Here is a 16,130-nt window from a genome sequence, read left to right as displayed (position 1 = left end):
CTACTGAGCTAGCGAATCAGTCTTTTGCCTAATTGCGGGTGCAAAGATAGGGGGAAAATCCGGAAAATGCAAATTTTATCTGTAATTTTTTACATTTTATTATATCTTACAGTATATCAGACGACAAAACTGTTCATAAATAAACGGATTTTATCAATTCTTTTCATTGCCCGAATATGGGGATTTTTATATTTTTGCCGGGGATAAGATTAATTCAATAAAAGATGTTTTTGGAAAGTGCCAGCAAAGCGGGATGGATAGAAGTGATCTGTGGATCGATGTTTTCAGGTAAGACGGAAGAATTGATCCGGCGCCTGAAACGGGCGCAATTTGCACGACAGCGGGTGGAAATTTTCAAGCCGAAAATTGATATCCGGTATTCGGAGGAGGAAGTTGTATCGCATGATGCCAATTCAATCCGCTCCACCCCTGTAGAAAATTCCGGAAATATCTTACTGCTCACAGGAGAGGTCGATGTCGTGGGAATAGACGAAGCCCAGTTTTTCGACGCCAACATTGTGGCGGTCTGTCAAAAACTGGCCGACAGCGGTATACGGGTCATCGTAGCCGGATTGGATATGGATTTCCTGGGAAAACCCTTCGGGCCGATGCCACAACTCATGGCTATTGCAGAATATGTAACCAAAGTGCATGCCATCTGTGTACATTGCGGTAACATCGCACAGCATTCCCATCGCCTTACAGCCAACGACCGGCTGGTTATGCTGGGGGAAAAAGACACCTACGAGCCTTTATGCAGACATTGTTTCAATAAAGCGAAAAACGAGGAACAGAAGCAGAAAAGTGAAGCCGGAAAACTCAATTTTCAAAACTAAGGGATTCTATTTGCTGTAAGCGGGAACTCAAACGGGAGGCATTCTGTTTACGGATAGATAACGTCATCCGGCATTCCATAGAGAAATCACGGGACATGACTTCCGGTTCTTCTTCCTTTACCACCCGCATGACTTCATTCATAACGGTATAGTCGAATTTAATACGAAAAACCTCGTCATCGGTTTTCTCGACGATCCGGGCATGACCGATAGCATCGGCAGCAGCAGCCCGGTAGGCATTGATCAAACCGGAAACCCCTAATTTTATTCCGCCGAAATAACGCACGACAACAATCAGGATATCTGTCAGATCATAGGAAAGAATCTGCCCCAGAATGGGTTTCCCCGCCGTAGAAGAGGGCTCTCCGTCGTCATTCGCCCGGAATTTTTTCTTATCGGCACCCAATCGGTACGCATAACAGTGGTGGCGGGCATCGTAATACCTGACTTTGATTTCCCCCACGATTTCCTTTACAGCTTCTTCTGTACGGACGGGATAAGCCAATGCGATAAATTTACTGCCCTTCTCCTTGTATAATCCCTCTGCCGGAGTTTCTATCGTTTTGTAGACATCTTCCATAGCTTAAAAAAAGGGGTTAAAATTCAGTCCCGGACTAAACTCTAACCCCTCGTTAATTCATTTATACTTTCCGATCAATTGCTGCAATACAATTTTTTCTGAATCTCTTCCACTTCTATACGGAACTTTCTATCAGTCTCCATCAGATCGGTAACAGCTTTACAGGCATACAATACCGTTGCATGATCCTTTTTGCCGATCTGATTTCCGATAAACGACAAAGAAGCTTTCGTATAATTCTTACAAAAATACATTGCCAACTGACGCGCCTGTACCACTTCCCGCTTCCGGGTCTTCGCCTGCAAAGCTTCCGGCTCGATATGGAAATGAGTACATATCACCTGCTGAATTTTATCGACCGTCAAATCCTCGGTTGCCTGTTTCCGAACCATCTTACCCAAAATATCCCTGACCAGCTCAACCGTCAGATCCTTTTTATTAAAGGTAGCCTGCGCCAGCAAAGAAATCATCGCTCCCTCGAGCTCCCGGACATTGTTATTTACAAATTTACAAATATAGGCAATCACATCGTCAGAAAATTCAATACCATCTTTCTTTGCCTTGTACAATACAATTTCTTTACGGGTTTCAAAATCCGGCGATTTGATTTCTGCGGACAACCCCCATTTAAAACGGGACAGCAACCGGTCTTCAATCCCGCTCAACTCAGCCGGAGCCTTATCACAAGTCAGTATCAACTGTTTTCCGAGTTGCTGCAAATGGTTGAATATATGGAAAAAAGTGTTCTGCGTAGCCGTCTTGCCTGCCAACTCGTGAATATCGTCCAAAATCAATACATCTATCAACTGATAGAAATGCAGAAAATCGTTGATTTCATTCTTTCGTACGGCTTCGGTAAACTGTGTCTGAAAAAGATTGGTAGATACATATAATACGATCTTCTCCGGAAAATTTTGCTTTACTTCCAGTCCGATGGCTTGTGCCAGATGGGTTTTTCCCAATCCGGAACCACCGTATATCAGCAAAGGATTAAAAGCGGTTCCTCCCGGATTCTGTCCGATAGCCATACCGGCAGATTTCGCCAAACGGTTACAGCCGCCTTCAACAAAACTTTCCATTGTATAAGCCGGGTTCAATTGAGAATCGATCTGTAAACGGCTCACATTCCGTTCGAACGGATTTTTCAATCCGCCGGAAATCTGATTGTTCAGATAAATGGTATTCGCTTCCGGTTTTTTCTCAGGCGATGAAGACATGGTAACTGATAACGGCTTTTTAGGCTGATTCTCAACAACAACCGAATATTCCAACTTGGCATTCGGACCGATCACTGTCTTCAAAGAACTGCGCAATATATCTATAAAACGCTCTTCCAGGCATTCGTAAACATAGCTACTCGCTACCTGTATCGTCAACACCCCCTCCTTGAACCTCAAAGGACGTATCGGCTCAAACCATGTCTTGTATGTTTTGGGCGGCAACTGCTCCTCAATCAACTTCAAACATTTCGACCAAATTATTTTACAATCTTTTTCCATAGTTCTGTTATACAGATATATATATTATACTCTTCTTCTCTGTTTTGGGAACGCTAATTTCCAAAAAAAAACCAACAAAAAAAAATCGGTTTTTATTTGATTTTTTATAAAAAGCCATTAAGGTTTATTTATCAGTGATTTAGATACACATAACTGATTATCAGTTATATATAAACAAAATCCAAGATTATTTTAAAGAAAATTTTCTTATATAATACAAGAAAACAGACTCAAAATTTATACGGGATTGTCCTGCCTAAAATATTAAAGCAGAAGGTGAGTGAACGCTTCAACATTTGACATAAAAATAAGTTTCGTTACAACATTATGTCAACTACATCCCTCCCTTAAAACGATCCTATTTAGAAGCGTTCTACATATTAGTTTTGTGATATTTTAACAATAAATGCATCTTTGAAAGCTTTATTAACAATAGTCAAATCCTTCTCTGCCCGCTTCAAAGTAGCATAGCTTCCAATCAAATAAAAGAAACGCCCGTGACGTTTAATTTCCTTTAAATCAGGATATTTCAGATACAACTCGGCTGTCAGCGGAAGCGGCTTCTCCGATTCATAAATGGCAATTCCATAATTGTCTTTCCCCTGTTTTCCCGATCCGCCGAAATCAAAAAGGGACAAATTAACAAACCGTTTGGGATCAGACCTGAAATCGACCAGTAACTTATTCAGGTTCTCACTGACGGCTGTCAGATTATAATACAGATCGTCATCGTTGACCATCTCTCCGAACGTTCCTTTTCCCCGGTTAATTTTCCGGGTAATCGAATCGAGCTGTTCCAATATACCGTTAAGACGATGTACCGTTTGGTTCAGGTTTACACTCCGCAACGAGTCGGAAATAACGACGATATTATCGATACCCCGGGAGATATTATGGTTATTTTCCCGCAAATTGGCTGATATGCTATTGACATTCTCCAATATCGAGGCAATTTGTGAAGATTGCCCTGTAATCAACTGGTCGAGTCCAGCAGAAGCATGCTCTACATTCGACAATGTATTCCGTACACTCTGCAAACTCTTTTCAATATTCCCTTTCGTATTGCTGTTAAATACTTCCTGTATATCGGTCAATACGGAATCGAGGGAAGAAAGTATATTTTCAGCCTTCAGTTTCAGGGGTTGTATCTGCTTATTCATTTGCTCTATCAACCCCAACTCTATTTGGGTTTTCAACGTATCTCCGCTACTGGCATAAGCAAGAGCATTCCCCGGTATAATATTGATAGCTTTCGAGCCCATCAAATCAGTACTCTGTATAGCCGCTATCGAATTAGCCGGGATTTCCAGATTTTTTCCTATTGAAAACTGCACCAATACCCGGTCGAAACGTTTCCCGATAAAGCGGATGGCATTTACCTGTCCCACGTGATATCCTCTATATACAACACTACTGGATACCTTCAGTCCGTCCACCCGTTCATACACCCCATAAAACATATTGTTCCGGTCGAACAAGGCTTTCGCTTTCAGAAAATTAATGCCCCAAAGCAGGATAACCACTGCGGCAATAGCCGTTATGGCCAACTTCACTTCCTTCCTTATTTTCATATCATTTCAATTTCTTTTCTATTTCCCGTGCCTCCGCAATCTTAATTAATTTTCCTTTATGTACGGCTATTATAAAGCAATCTTTTACAATTTTACGAACTTTCCCCAAACTTTTCTTCACGTCATCAAAACTTTGTGCCGCACCGACATAATAGCGGTAGCGATCACCGGTATGTATTTCACAAACAGAAAAAGAAGAACACAACTTAGCCGGTTCCTTGATTTTTGCACCCGCCGAAGCGACTTGCACCGCATAGAAAAAATCGGTCGGAACCACCGTATTCTTTTTTTCATCCGGTACAGAAACCTCCTCTGAATCTTCGGTTCCGGCCTGACTCAAAATAGCGCTGTTTCTTTCGACATGTGCCTTATAGCGAATAAAAGCCGTCACAATAGAATTGGCCATCTTACGCTGTCCGGCAGACGAATTTAAAAAAATTTCTTCCTCCGGATTGGACAAAAATCCCAATTCCACCAAAATAGCCGGCATTGCTACATCCTTCAAAACCAAGTACCCTGCCTGTTGCACACTGCGATCCTTCTTTGCCGTACTCTTGATCAATTCTTCCTGTACCAATCCGGCAAACTCGAGACTCTTGCCGAGATACAGACTCTGCATCATCGAAAAAATAATATAAGACTCTGCATTGGAAGGATCAAAACCGGCATATTTCACCGTATAATCGTCCTCGTATTTGATTACCGAGTTTTCGCGCATAGCCACCTTCAAATTCGCCTCCGTCTTGTGTAAACCGAGTATATACGTTTCAATTCCGCGTACCGAACGTTCTTTTACGGCATTCGCATGAATGGAGATAAAAAGATCAGCTTTCTGGTCGTTAGCAAATTTACTCCGGTCTCCCAATTGGACAAATACATCTTTTTGCCGGGTATATACAACTTTTACATCAGGCACTTTTTCCTTGATCAACCGCCCCACTTCCAAAGCCACTTTCAGGGTAATATTCTTTTCATAACTCTTTGATCCGACACAACCGGGATCTTTTCCGCCATGCCCCGCGTCAATGCAAACGCAACGAATTTTGCCCAAATCAGCCTGAGCAACAGCACTTAATGAAAGGATAAAAAACAAAAATACCGACAAAAACCAACCCGCCCCGTATCGAATTATCATGACATTTAAAACTTTTTAAAAAGAATCGTGAGTATTAACAATCAATATTTCTTACATTTGCCCTCCGAATACAGAAAGTAAAACGGCAATTATATTCAATACAAAAATAATACAATAAATTGCAAATTAGAGAATATATATACCAATTTATTAAGGTGTGTTTCATTTTTATAATGACAACATTTTCTTTCTCAATACTTTCTGCACAAGAGAAAGCCGACTCCTTACACCTTCTACGGCCTCTTTCCCTACCCCCTGCCGACACCTTAGTCGTCGTAAGCGACACGATACGGGTCGATACGGTCAGCGGAGATTCGGTCAAACCCGACAAACCTCTTTTTAAAGATATCATCTCTTACGATGCCGAAGATTCCATCCGTTTTTCTATCGAGCAAAAAAAAGTATATCTGTACGGAAATGCAAACGTCAAGTATTTAAAAACCGAATTAAATGCCCAATTCATTGAATTGGACATGGATAAGAAACAGGCTTTCGCATCCGGGATGCCTGATACGTCAGGTACGTTGATCGGTACTCCGAAATTTAAAGACGGAGGTCAGGAGTTCGAATCCAAAGAATTGAAATACAATTTTGAAACGGGAAAAGGATTTGTCAAGGAAATCATTACCCAGGAAGGCGACGGCTATGTACAGGGCAAATTGACCAAACGAATGTCCGACTCGATTTATTGTGTGAAAGACGGTTGGTATACAACTTGTGACCAGCACGATCATCCGCATTTCTATATTCATATGCGACGGGCCAAAATGATAAAGGATAAAAAAGTGATCTCCGGCCTGGCAAACCTGGTTATCGAAGATGTTCCTCTTCCGCTCGCTATCCCGTTCGGCTTCTTTCCCATTACCAAAAAAGGAACCTCGGGTATTATCATGCCCACCTATGGAGATGAACGGATGCGTGGTTTTAATCTTAGAAACGGCGGATATTATTTTGCGATCAGTGATTACATTGACCTGTCTTTGACCGGAGATATATATACCAACGGCTCGTGGGGACTGAACGTAATATCCAACTACCGTAAAAAATACAAATACAGCGGTAATCTCAATTTTACGATGAGCCGCAACCATACCAGCGAAAAAGGTATGCCGGACTATACCCAATCCAGCGACTGGTCGATCCGGTGGACCCATTCGCAAGATGCTAAAGCCAATCCGTACAGCACGTTTTCTGCATCGGTAGATATGTCTTCAGCCAACAACAACTATTACAACTCCACTAATATCAATGATATTGCCAACCAACGTAAACAGTCGAGTATATCCTGGAGTAAAAAATGGCCGGAAAAACCGTTCAGCCTTACGGCAGCATTCAATCACAACCAAAATAGCCGCGACTCTTCGATTTCATTGACCTTTCCGAATGTCAATTTCCGGGTCAGCCAGTTTTACCCGTTCCGGAAAAAAGGAAAATCGAGTAATCTGAAATGGTACGATAACATTGCCACCTCTTATACGGCGGAATTACGAAACAGCATACAAACAAAAGAAGATCTGCTGTTTAAATCATCCCTGGCAAAAGACTGGCAAAACGGTTTCAAGCATTCGATACCGTTGAGTACGACCATCAACCTGATCAAAGACGTATCCTTGACCCCGAATTTTTCTTATAACGGTGTATTATACCTGCATGCCATCGAAAAAACCTGGGTAAGCGATACCTCTTATGCAGCCGGAGGCTATGTAAAAAAGGATACGACCTATGGGTTACATTATGCCCACAATTACAGCGGATCGTTATCACTGGCTTATAACCCGACGATCTACGGTATGTTTATGTTTAAACCGAACAGCAAGATACATGCTATCCGCCATGTAATCCGCCCGAGTATATCCGTTGCCTATTCTCCGAAAATGGGCGTAAAAAAAAGCAAATATCATAAGGTATATCTGGACCAGAATAATCAGGCACAGGAATATTCCATATTTGAAGACGGTATATACGGTACCCCCACCGGTACGCTGGAATCTTCCGGTACAATCAACTTAAGCCTGGACAACAATGTGGAAATGAAGGTCAGAAACGACCAGGATACGACCGGCGAAGACGAATTTAAAAAGATAAAGCTACTGGAAAGTTTCCGTATCGCCACCAGTTACGACATGTTCAGGGATTCCCTAAACTGGAGTGATATCAAATTGAATGCCCGCACCAAACTGTTCAACAACCGAATCAACCTGGACGTAAGCGCAACTCTGGATCCCTATGCCGTCAACGTCAACGGAACGAAAATCAACCGCTATAACGGTGGACTCGGACGTCTCAAAAGCGTCACGGCTTCTACCGGCATACAGTTCTCTTCCGACAACGGCAAAAACAAAGAAGAGAAAAACGACCTGGTAGGTGGATTTTATGACCGGTACACCGATTTCGACGTACCCTGGTCGTTCAATATCGATTACACACTGAACTATTCGAAAAGTTGGACTAAAAACTCGGCAGAAGGTGCCACAAAAGCCCTTTCGAGCAGCACCCTTTCACAAATGTTACGTATCAACGGTGATTTTTCGCTGACTCCAAAAATGAAAATCGGTTTCTCTACGGGATACGATTTCGGTAACCATGAAGTGACAGCTACCAGTTTCAATATCACCCGCGACCTGCATTGCTGGGATATGACATTTTCCTGTATCCCGTTCGGTACTCACCAGTCATACAACTTCCAAATCAACGTACGCTCAAGCTTATTGAAAGACCTCAAACTAACGAAAAAAGAATCCTGGTACGATACCGGCAATTTCTATAACAGATAAACGGACTTATACGGCTTTTACTCCGGTAAGAACAAATGGCATCGCGCCTTTATGTCAAAATAAAAAAACGTGTGAATGATAACCTCCACACGTTTCATATTTTCGAAAATATTTTTCCGGTTATCCGCGCTGACGGACCACTTCAAACAACATTACCGCGGCAGCGGCCGACACATTCAGCGATTCAATCTCTCCTTTCAACGGAATCTTAATCTGCTGATTCACGATATTTAATATACCTTCGTCAATACCTTTATCTTCTGCTCCCATAACAATCGCCAGCGGCAGGGTCATATCAGCTCCGGTATACAACTCGGTTGCTTTTTCCGTAGCCGCATACACATAAATCTTCCGGTCGAATTTTAATTCCCGCACTAATTTTTTCAAATTGAGGATCCGGCAGACAGGTATATGATACAATGCTCCGGCAGACGTCTTTATGGCATCCGAGGAAATTTTAGCCGAATTTTTATTCGGAATGACGATCGCATGTACTCCTGCACAAGCCGCACTTCTGGCTATTGCCCCGAAATTGCGTACATCGGTAATCCGGTCGAGAATCAATATAAACGGTACTTCCCCTCTCGCTTCTACAGCATCCAATACCTCATTAAGATCCTGATAAGCCACAGGGGAAACCTCTGCCAACACCCCCTGATGATTGCGGTCGGCAACCGGTTTAAACACTTCATCCGGTACATATTGGAAAGGAATGTTATTTTCCCGGATCAAAGCAAACAACGACTGGAACAATTCGCCGCGCGTACCTTGCTTCAACATCACTTTATCGATTTCTTTCCCCTGCTGTATCGCTTCCATAACAGCCCGGATTCCGAAAATATACTCTTGTTTGTACTTCGCCATATATTTTTATTTCTAATTATTATTAAGGGCACCTCCTTTTCTGTCAATCCAAAAGTTTCCCTTTATGTAAATCAATATTTTTCTTTCAACTCCTCCAAAGCTTCATGTGCCGCTTCCCACTCCGTCAAACACTCTTCCTGACGTTTTTTTACTTCGTCATACTCTTTATAAAGCCGGTCCTCAATTTCTCCCGTAGCCATACGTCTTTCCATCTCCTCCTGCTTTTTTTCCAGAGCGGCGATTTCCTGTTCCACCTTCCCGATCCGCTGTTCGGCTTTCCTGATTTCCCGGTTCCACTGCTTCCGTTCTTCAAACGACACTTTATTCTCTGAAACCGTTTCTTCTGTAATTCCAGCCTCACCCTTCCCCTTTCCGGATTTCCAGCGTTCGTATTCGCTGAAACAAGCTATTTTTTTAGCTGCCAGAAAATCCGTCACTCCTCCCAGATATTCTTTTACGCCATGATTGGCAAATTCATACACTTTATCGGCCAAACCGGACAGGAAATCCCGGTCGTGGGAAACGACAATCACCGTTCCTTCGAAATTACGCAATGCTTCTTTCAATATATCCTTCGTCCGCATATCCAAATGGTTCGTCGGCTCATCGAGTATCAGTACATTATAAGGCTCAAGCAATAAACGTACCATTGCCAAACGGGTGCGCTCCCCTCCGGACAAAACTTCTACCTTTTTATCGACATCTTCTCCGGAAAACAAAAAAGCGCCGAGAATATCCCGTATTTTCTTGCGAATCTCTCCGACAGCCACCCGATCCACCGTATCCAGTACAGTCAGCCGGGTATCCAGTAAATCAGCCTGATTTTGTGCAAAATAGCCGATATTCACATTATGACCGACTTTTAAAAGCCCGTCATAAGGAATTTCGTTCATGATCATCTTAACCAAAGTAGATTTACCTTCACCGTTTTTCCCGACAAAAGCCACTTTTTCTCCCCGCAATATATCAATATCCACCTCTTTTATCACCAGTTTTTCACCATAGGATTTATGCAATCCCCGCCCACTGATAACAATCTCACCGGAACGTACCGCCGGCTGAAAACGGATCCTGATACGAGCCGTATCCTCCTGCTCGACTTCTATCCGATCGATTTTCTCCAATTGCTTAATACGGGATTGTACTTGTACGGCTTTCGTCGCCTTATACCGAAAACGCTCGATAAAATCTTCCATATCCCGGATTTGGTTCTGTTGATTCTGATAGGCCCGTAATTGTTGTTCTACCCGCTCTTTACGCAACTCCGTATATTTGGAATACGACACTTTATAGTCGTATACTTTTCCCAATGAAATTTCAATGGTCCTGGAAGTAACATTATCCAGGAATGCCCGGTCGTGGGAAACCAATACGACTGCTCCCGGATAGCTCTGCAAAAAAGATTCCAGCCAAGAGATTGATTCAATATCCAGGTGATTGGTCGGTTCATCGAGTAAAAAAATGTCGGGCTTTTCCAATAAAATCTTTGCCAGTTCGATACGCATACGCCATCCGCCGCTAAACTCCTCACATTTACGTTCCATATCTTCATTGGTAAATCCAAGTCCTTTCAACACCAGCTCTACTTCTCCATTCACATTTCCTTCTCCCCGCAACGTCAGTTGTTCCGTTTTATCGTTAATCCGGTCAATCAAATGCATATAGGCCTCCGATTCATAATCGGTACGCTCTGCCAGTTCCGCATTCAGCCGGTCAACCTCTTCCCGCAAGGCCAGCAAATCGGAAAAAGCCTTTTCTGCTTCCTTCCGTACCGTATTTCCATCCTTGTATAACATGCTTTGCGGCAAATAGCCCAAACGAAGGTCTGAAGCCATCGAAATATTACCTTCAGAAGGCTGTTGTAATCCGGCCAGCATCTTCAACATCGTCGATTTGCCTGCCCCGTTACGCCCCGTCAAACCAATACGGTCTTTCTTATTGATCAGAAAAGAAACCGAATCCAACAGGTAAAAACCCCCGAAAACAACGCTCACATTATTTACCGAAATCATAAATATTTGAAAATGAAAAAATGAAAATGGAAAATTCCGGCGCAAAGATAGGAAATATATTACAAATTGCAGAAAGTAAAAGTCATGGAAAGGATTATTGCTATATTGTTCATTTCCGGCAAACCGGAATTTCAGAACCCGGTTTACCTTATTTATGATATACAAATTCTCCTAAAAGATCTCTTCCCGCATATAAATACAAGCCTCTTACTTTCGTAACCCTATACTTTAGATTCAGTCAAAAATCATCCTTTTAAATCCCAAACCTGTCATTTGTCATATTTTTTATCTGGGAAATATTTTTATATTTGTGAACGTGAAAAAATTAACACTTAAAACATACAAACATGCCTAAAGGAGTATACAAATTACCAAACATGACGAACGAACCGGTAAAAACTTATGCACCCGGTTCTCCCGAGCGTAAAGCATTGCAGGAAAAACTGGCGGAAGTAAAACGCCAGGTAGTCGATTTACCGATGATTATTGACGGCAAAGAAGTACGTACCGGAAAATTAATGGATATTCGTCCGCCTCATGAACACAAACACCTGTTGGGACATTATCATCAGGGAGATGCCAGCCACGTACAAATGGCCATCGACGCTGCTTTGAAGGCTAAACCGGCTTGGGAAAAAATGCACTGGGAAAGCCGTGCGGCCATTTTCTTAAAAGCGGCAGAACTGATCAGCGGTCCTTACCGCCAGTTAATGAATGCCGTGACAATGCTCGGACAATCTAAAAATGCATTTCAGGCTGAAATCGATTGTGTTGCCGAACTGGCAGATTTCTATCGTTTCAACGTAAAAAATATGTACGAAATCTATCATATGCAACCGAACTCAGCCCCCGGTATATGGAATCGCACCGTATGGCGGCCGTTGGAAGGTTTTGTTTTTGCACTAACACCGTTCAACTTCACCTCTATTGCCGGTAATCTTCCGGGTGCTCCGGTTTTAATGGGTAACGTATGTGTTTGGAAACCGTCGAAAACTGCGGTTTATTCTGCACATCTGATCATGCAAATCTTAAAAGAAGCCGGATTACCCGACGGAGTTATCAATCTGGTATATTGCTCCGGCCCTGCTGCATCGGAAGTGATCCTTGGCAGTAAAGATTTTGCCGGAATCCATTTTACAGGCTCTACCGGAGTTTTCAACAGCGTATGGTCGAATATCGTTAAAAACATTGACAAATATCGTACTTATCCGCGTATTGTGGGTGAAACCGGAGGTAAGGACTATATCTTCGCCGACCCGACAGCACCGGCAAAACAAGTAGCCACAGCCATGGTCAGAGGGGCTTTCGAATACCAGGGACAGAAATGTTCGGCTGCTTCCCGTGCTTACATTCCTGCCAACATCTGGCCGGAAGTACGGAAATACGTTGAAGCCGATCTGGCTAAAATAAAAGTAGGCGGCGTGGAAGATTTTACCAATTTTGTCAATGCTGTAATCGATGAAGATTCGTTCGACAAGCTGGCTAAAGCCATTGACGAAGCGAAAGCTTCTCCGGACGCAGAGGTTATTATCGGCGGTAAATACGACAAATCGGAAGGTTATTTTATTTATCCGACCGTTATCCAGGCCAAGAAACCGGATTATGCAACCATGCTGGAAGAATTGTTCGGCCCCGTACTGACCGTTTATGTATACGAACCGGATAAAGTAGCGGAAACACTGGACATTCTGGATAATACCTCTACGTATGCCCTGACAGGAGCCATTTTCTCCCAGGACAGAGCAGCCATCGAAAAAATGACGGAAAGACTGACCCATACAGCGGGTAACTTTTATATCAACGACAAACCGACAGGAGCCGTCGTTGACCAGCAACCGTTCGGTGGCGGCCGTGCTTCCGGTACCAACGATAAAGCCGGTTCCGTATTGAACATGTTACGTTGGGTATCGCCGCAAACCATCAAGGAAACTTTTGTTCCCGCAACGGATTATATGTATCCGAACTTTTTAGAAGATTGATTTGCAAATCTACATACAAATTGTAGACTCTGGATTTACGATTTTAGATTGATCTCACAGCTTCCCCGCTAAACAAGAAAAATCATAAATCGTAAATTTAAAATAAAGATAACGAGGATGTGTAAATACATCCTCGTTTTTATTTCCCTAAACTTTATTAAAAATTTTATTATCTTTGGCCAGGCTACTAAAGATTCGTCCCCGGATTTTACGGATTTGAACCAGAAGAGGAAAAAGGACGAAAAAAGTAAAATAAACTTTTTTACAAAGCATTCTTTATTATCGGAACCGAAGTTTCAGGATAAAGAATTTACAGTTTTATTTAATTTGAGACCGAAAATCAATCATTAATCATAAAATTAAATTCAAAACATGCGTATTCTTTCCTTACTTTTATGTGTACTGACAATCACATTTCTACAAGCTCAGGATATAAAAATATATCCGACACCCCAATCCGTTAAAACCAATGCCCGGACAATCGTTCTGGACGCCCCGGTATTTTTGAACGGCGCAGCAGAAGCCGATACGACAGCAGTCGAACAACTTCGTCTATTGCTAAAAAGCGGAGCACAAAAGAAAAGCTATACGATTTATATCGGAGAGAGAAACGATCGTGCGGTAAAAAAATACGACAAATTCATTCCACAAGTGGCGGGAGGTTATTATTTATCCATTACCCCTGCCAAAACCGTAATTGCGGGAAATGATGAAAGAGGTACATTTTATGCCGTACAGACTCTAAAGCAATTAGTAAAAAACGACACGCTCCCGGAAATAGAAATCACAGACTATCCGACGGTAGCTTTCCGCGGTGTTGTCGAAGGATTTTACGGGCAGCCCTGGAGCCACAAAGACCGGATCAGCCAGCTTCGTTTCTATGGAGAAAATAAATTGAACACCTACATTTACGGTCCGAAAGACGATCCCTACCACAGTTCTCCCCATTGGCGAAAGGCATATCCGGAAAAAGAAGCCCGCCAGATCAGCGAACTGGTTGCTTTATCCAAAGCCAGTAAAGTCGATTTTGTCTGGGCAGTTCATCCGGGACAAGACATACAATGGAATGACGATGACCGTCAGGCCCTTCTCGACAAATTCGAAAATATGTACAAATTAGGCGTCCGTTCTTTTGCCGTATTCTTCGACGATATTTCCGGTGAAGGAACCGATCCGGTTCGCCAGGCAGAATTACTCAATTTCCTGCACGACCGATTCGTTGCTAAAAAAACAGATGTGACACCCCTTATCATGTGTCCGACCGAATACAACAAAAGCTGGTCAAATCCCAAGCCGGGTACTTATCTCGATATTTTAGGCGACAAACTGTATCCTTCCATTATGATTATGTGGACAGGTGACCGGGTTATCTCGGACATCACAGCCGAAGGGCTGGAGTGGATCAACAAACGCATCAAACGTCCGGCCTATATATGGTGGAATTTCCCTGTCAATGACTACGTACGCGATCACCTTTTAATGGGACCTTCCTACGGGCTGGACCTAACGGTAGGCCAACAAATGTCGGGATTCGTTTCCAATCCGATGGAACGTGCCGAAGCTTCAAAAATTGCTATTTTCAGTGTAGCCGATTATGCCTGGAATCCTGCAAAATACGATTCGAATGCTGCCTGGGAAAAAGCCATTCAGGTGGTCATGCCTCACGCTGCCGACGCTTTCCGTACTTTCGCTGCCCACAACTCCGACCTGGGAAAAAACGGACACCGGTACAGAAGAGACGAATCGGTCGAAATCAAACCCACCATCGAAAAATTTACAGCCGACTATCGTAAAGGCATACTTTCCGACCAATTATTAAAAGAAATTGCAAACGAATACCAGAAAATAGCTGTTGCCGGCACTTCCATTAGAGCTTTCAACGACAATCCGGAACTGATCCGAGAAATCACACCCTGGCTGGAACAATTTACGGTCTTAGGCAAAGCCGGACTAGCCGTAACCCGACTGGTAACCCTGAAAACTCCTCACGAAATCTGGAAAGCTTATTGCGAATTTTTAAACCTGGAAGCCCAACGACAGGCAATCGATAAAAAAGAAAATCAAAATCCCTACCAACCCGGAGTAAAAACCGGTTCTTTGGTGATGCAACCCTTTATTGATACCATCGCTTCCCTGATTGCCGACCGGTTTTATATACAGTCGGGCGGTAATACCTTGACTTCAACGGCTACAGCAGAACCGCAATTGTACACAGATATTACCCAATTGAAAAACCAGACCTTACAACAAACCTCAAACACAGTGGCTATCAACCCGGTATTGGAAGTGATCAAAATCGGCGCCGGTCAATACGCAGGAATTGAACTCCCGCAAACACCTGCTGCCCTCCAACTGGAAGCTGAACTAAACACAGCCATTGGTAACTGGGGAAAATTCCAAATCTCGACAGACGGGAAGACTTGGGAAGACAGGACCCCCAACAGCCGGACAAACACAGTTATCACATTAAATGATAAGCCTGTCCGGTTTGTCCGGTTTTGCAATACCGGGAAAAAAGACCGGGAAATTTACCTGAAAAAATTCATATTGACCCTGACAGCATCCGACGACCGCCTAAAAGAACTGGCATTCCTTCAAGACGGTAAACTCAACACGGCTTGTCCCCTGTCACAAAGAGAAAGCATCACTGTAGTCAATCCCTGTTCCGGACAGAATACAACCGTAACCATTTTACAAAACACTTCCGACCCCGTTTCCCTTAAAGTCACAGGTTTCAACAGCAAAGGCAATCCGACAGAACTAGGCATCATTACAGAAGCCTATGCCCGGCTGGATTGCCCTGCCGGTATAACCACCCTTCGTCTGACTTCGGAAAAGGGCGCAACAAACCTGAATGAAATCATCTGGCGGCAGAACTAA

General features: G+C 43.1%; 10 protein-coding genes. 4 read left to right on the top strand and 6 right to left on the bottom strand.

Features of this window, described 5'->3' with window-relative positions; translation table 11 throughout:
* Positions 1-224 precede the first annotated feature (224 nt).
* The gene (locus tag DD657_RS13960) at positions 225-836 is read left to right on the top strand and encodes a thymidine kinase (protein WP_021987355.1); all 612 of its coding nucleotides are present in this window, start codon (positions 225-227) and stop codon (positions 834-836) included.
* Here DD657_RS13960 and DD657_RS13955 read toward each other — a convergent pair.
* The 4 genes from DD657_RS13955 to DD657_RS13940 form a co-directional block, all read right to left on the bottom strand.
* Positions 820-1,416: an IMPACT family protein gene (locus tag DD657_RS13955; RefSeq protein ID WP_287050505.1), complete on the bottom strand. Its 597-nt coding sequence runs from the start codon at positions 1,414-1,416 to the stop codon at positions 820-822. The genes DD657_RS13960 and DD657_RS13955 overlap by 17 nt on opposite strands.
* Before the next feature lie 74 nt (positions 1,417-1,490).
* Positions 1,491-2,915, bottom strand: a complete 1,425-nt coding sequence (dnaA, locus tag DD657_RS13950; protein ID WP_068688836.1) for a chromosomal replication initiator protein DnaA — start codon at positions 2,913-2,915, stop codon at positions 1,491-1,493.
* Positions 2,916-3,295: 380 nt separating this feature from the next.
* Positions 3,296-4,486, bottom strand: coding sequence for an MlaD family protein (locus DD657_RS13945; protein WP_287050502.1), 1,191 nt, complete (start codon positions 4,484-4,486; stop codon positions 3,296-3,298).
* A gap of 1 nt (position 4,487) precedes the next feature.
* Positions 4,488-5,621 carry an N-acetylmuramoyl-L-alanine amidase family protein gene (locus DD657_RS13940; protein ID WP_021987359.1) on the bottom strand — a complete coding sequence of 378 codons (1,134 nt, stop codon included), beginning with the start codon at positions 5,619-5,621 and terminating at the stop codon, positions 4,488-4,490.
* Positions 5,622-5,794: 173 nt separating this feature from the next.
* On the opposite strand from DD657_RS13940, the gene DD657_RS13935 reads away from it, so the two are divergent.
* The gene (locus DD657_RS13935; protein ID WP_287050498.1) at positions 5,795-8,395 is read left to right on the top strand and encodes a putative LPS assembly protein LptD; all 2,601 of its coding nucleotides are present in this window, start codon (positions 5,795-5,797) and stop codon (positions 8,393-8,395) included.
* Positions 8,396-8,515: 120 nt separating this feature from the next.
* Here DD657_RS13935 and rlmB read toward each other — a convergent pair whose 3' ends face one another.
* Together rlmB and DD657_RS13925 are read right to left on the bottom strand one after the other, a co-directional pair.
* Positions 8,516-9,259, bottom strand: coding sequence for a 23S rRNA (guanosine(2251)-2'-O)-methyltransferase RlmB (rlmB, locus tag DD657_RS13930; protein WP_068688832.1), 744 nt, complete (start codon positions 9,257-9,259; stop codon positions 8,516-8,518).
* Between the two features lie 71 nt (positions 9,260-9,330).
* A complete protein-coding gene (locus DD657_RS13925; RefSeq protein WP_021987362.1) occupies positions 9,331-11,271 on the bottom strand; it encodes an ABC-F family ATP-binding cassette domain-containing protein in 1,941 nt (646 codons plus the stop codon).
* A 347-nt stretch (positions 11,272-11,618) separates the two neighbouring features.
* Between DD657_RS13925 and pruA the strand changes: the two genes are divergently transcribed.
* Positions 11,619-13,250 (top strand): L-glutamate gamma-semialdehyde dehydrogenase, encoded by a 1,632-nt coding sequence (gene pruA / locus DD657_RS13920; protein ID WP_021987363.1) that lies wholly within the window; start codon positions 11,619-11,621, stop codon positions 13,248-13,250.
* A gap of 372 nt (positions 13,251-13,622) precedes the next feature.
* Positions 13,623-16,130 carry a beta-N-acetylglucosaminidase gene (locus DD657_RS13915; protein WP_287050492.1) on the top strand — a complete coding sequence of 836 codons (2,508 nt, stop codon included), beginning with the start codon at positions 13,623-13,625 and terminating at the stop codon, positions 16,128-16,130.

The sequence above is a fragment of the Culturomica sp. genome (genome assembly GCF_003524185.1).
Taxonomy (GTDB): Bacteria; Bacteroidota; Bacteroidia; order Bacteroidales; family Marinifilaceae; genus Culturomica; species Culturomica massiliensis.
The sequence above is the reverse complement of the archived record's forward strand: the minus strand, read 5'-3'. Positions and strand labels throughout refer to the sequence as shown.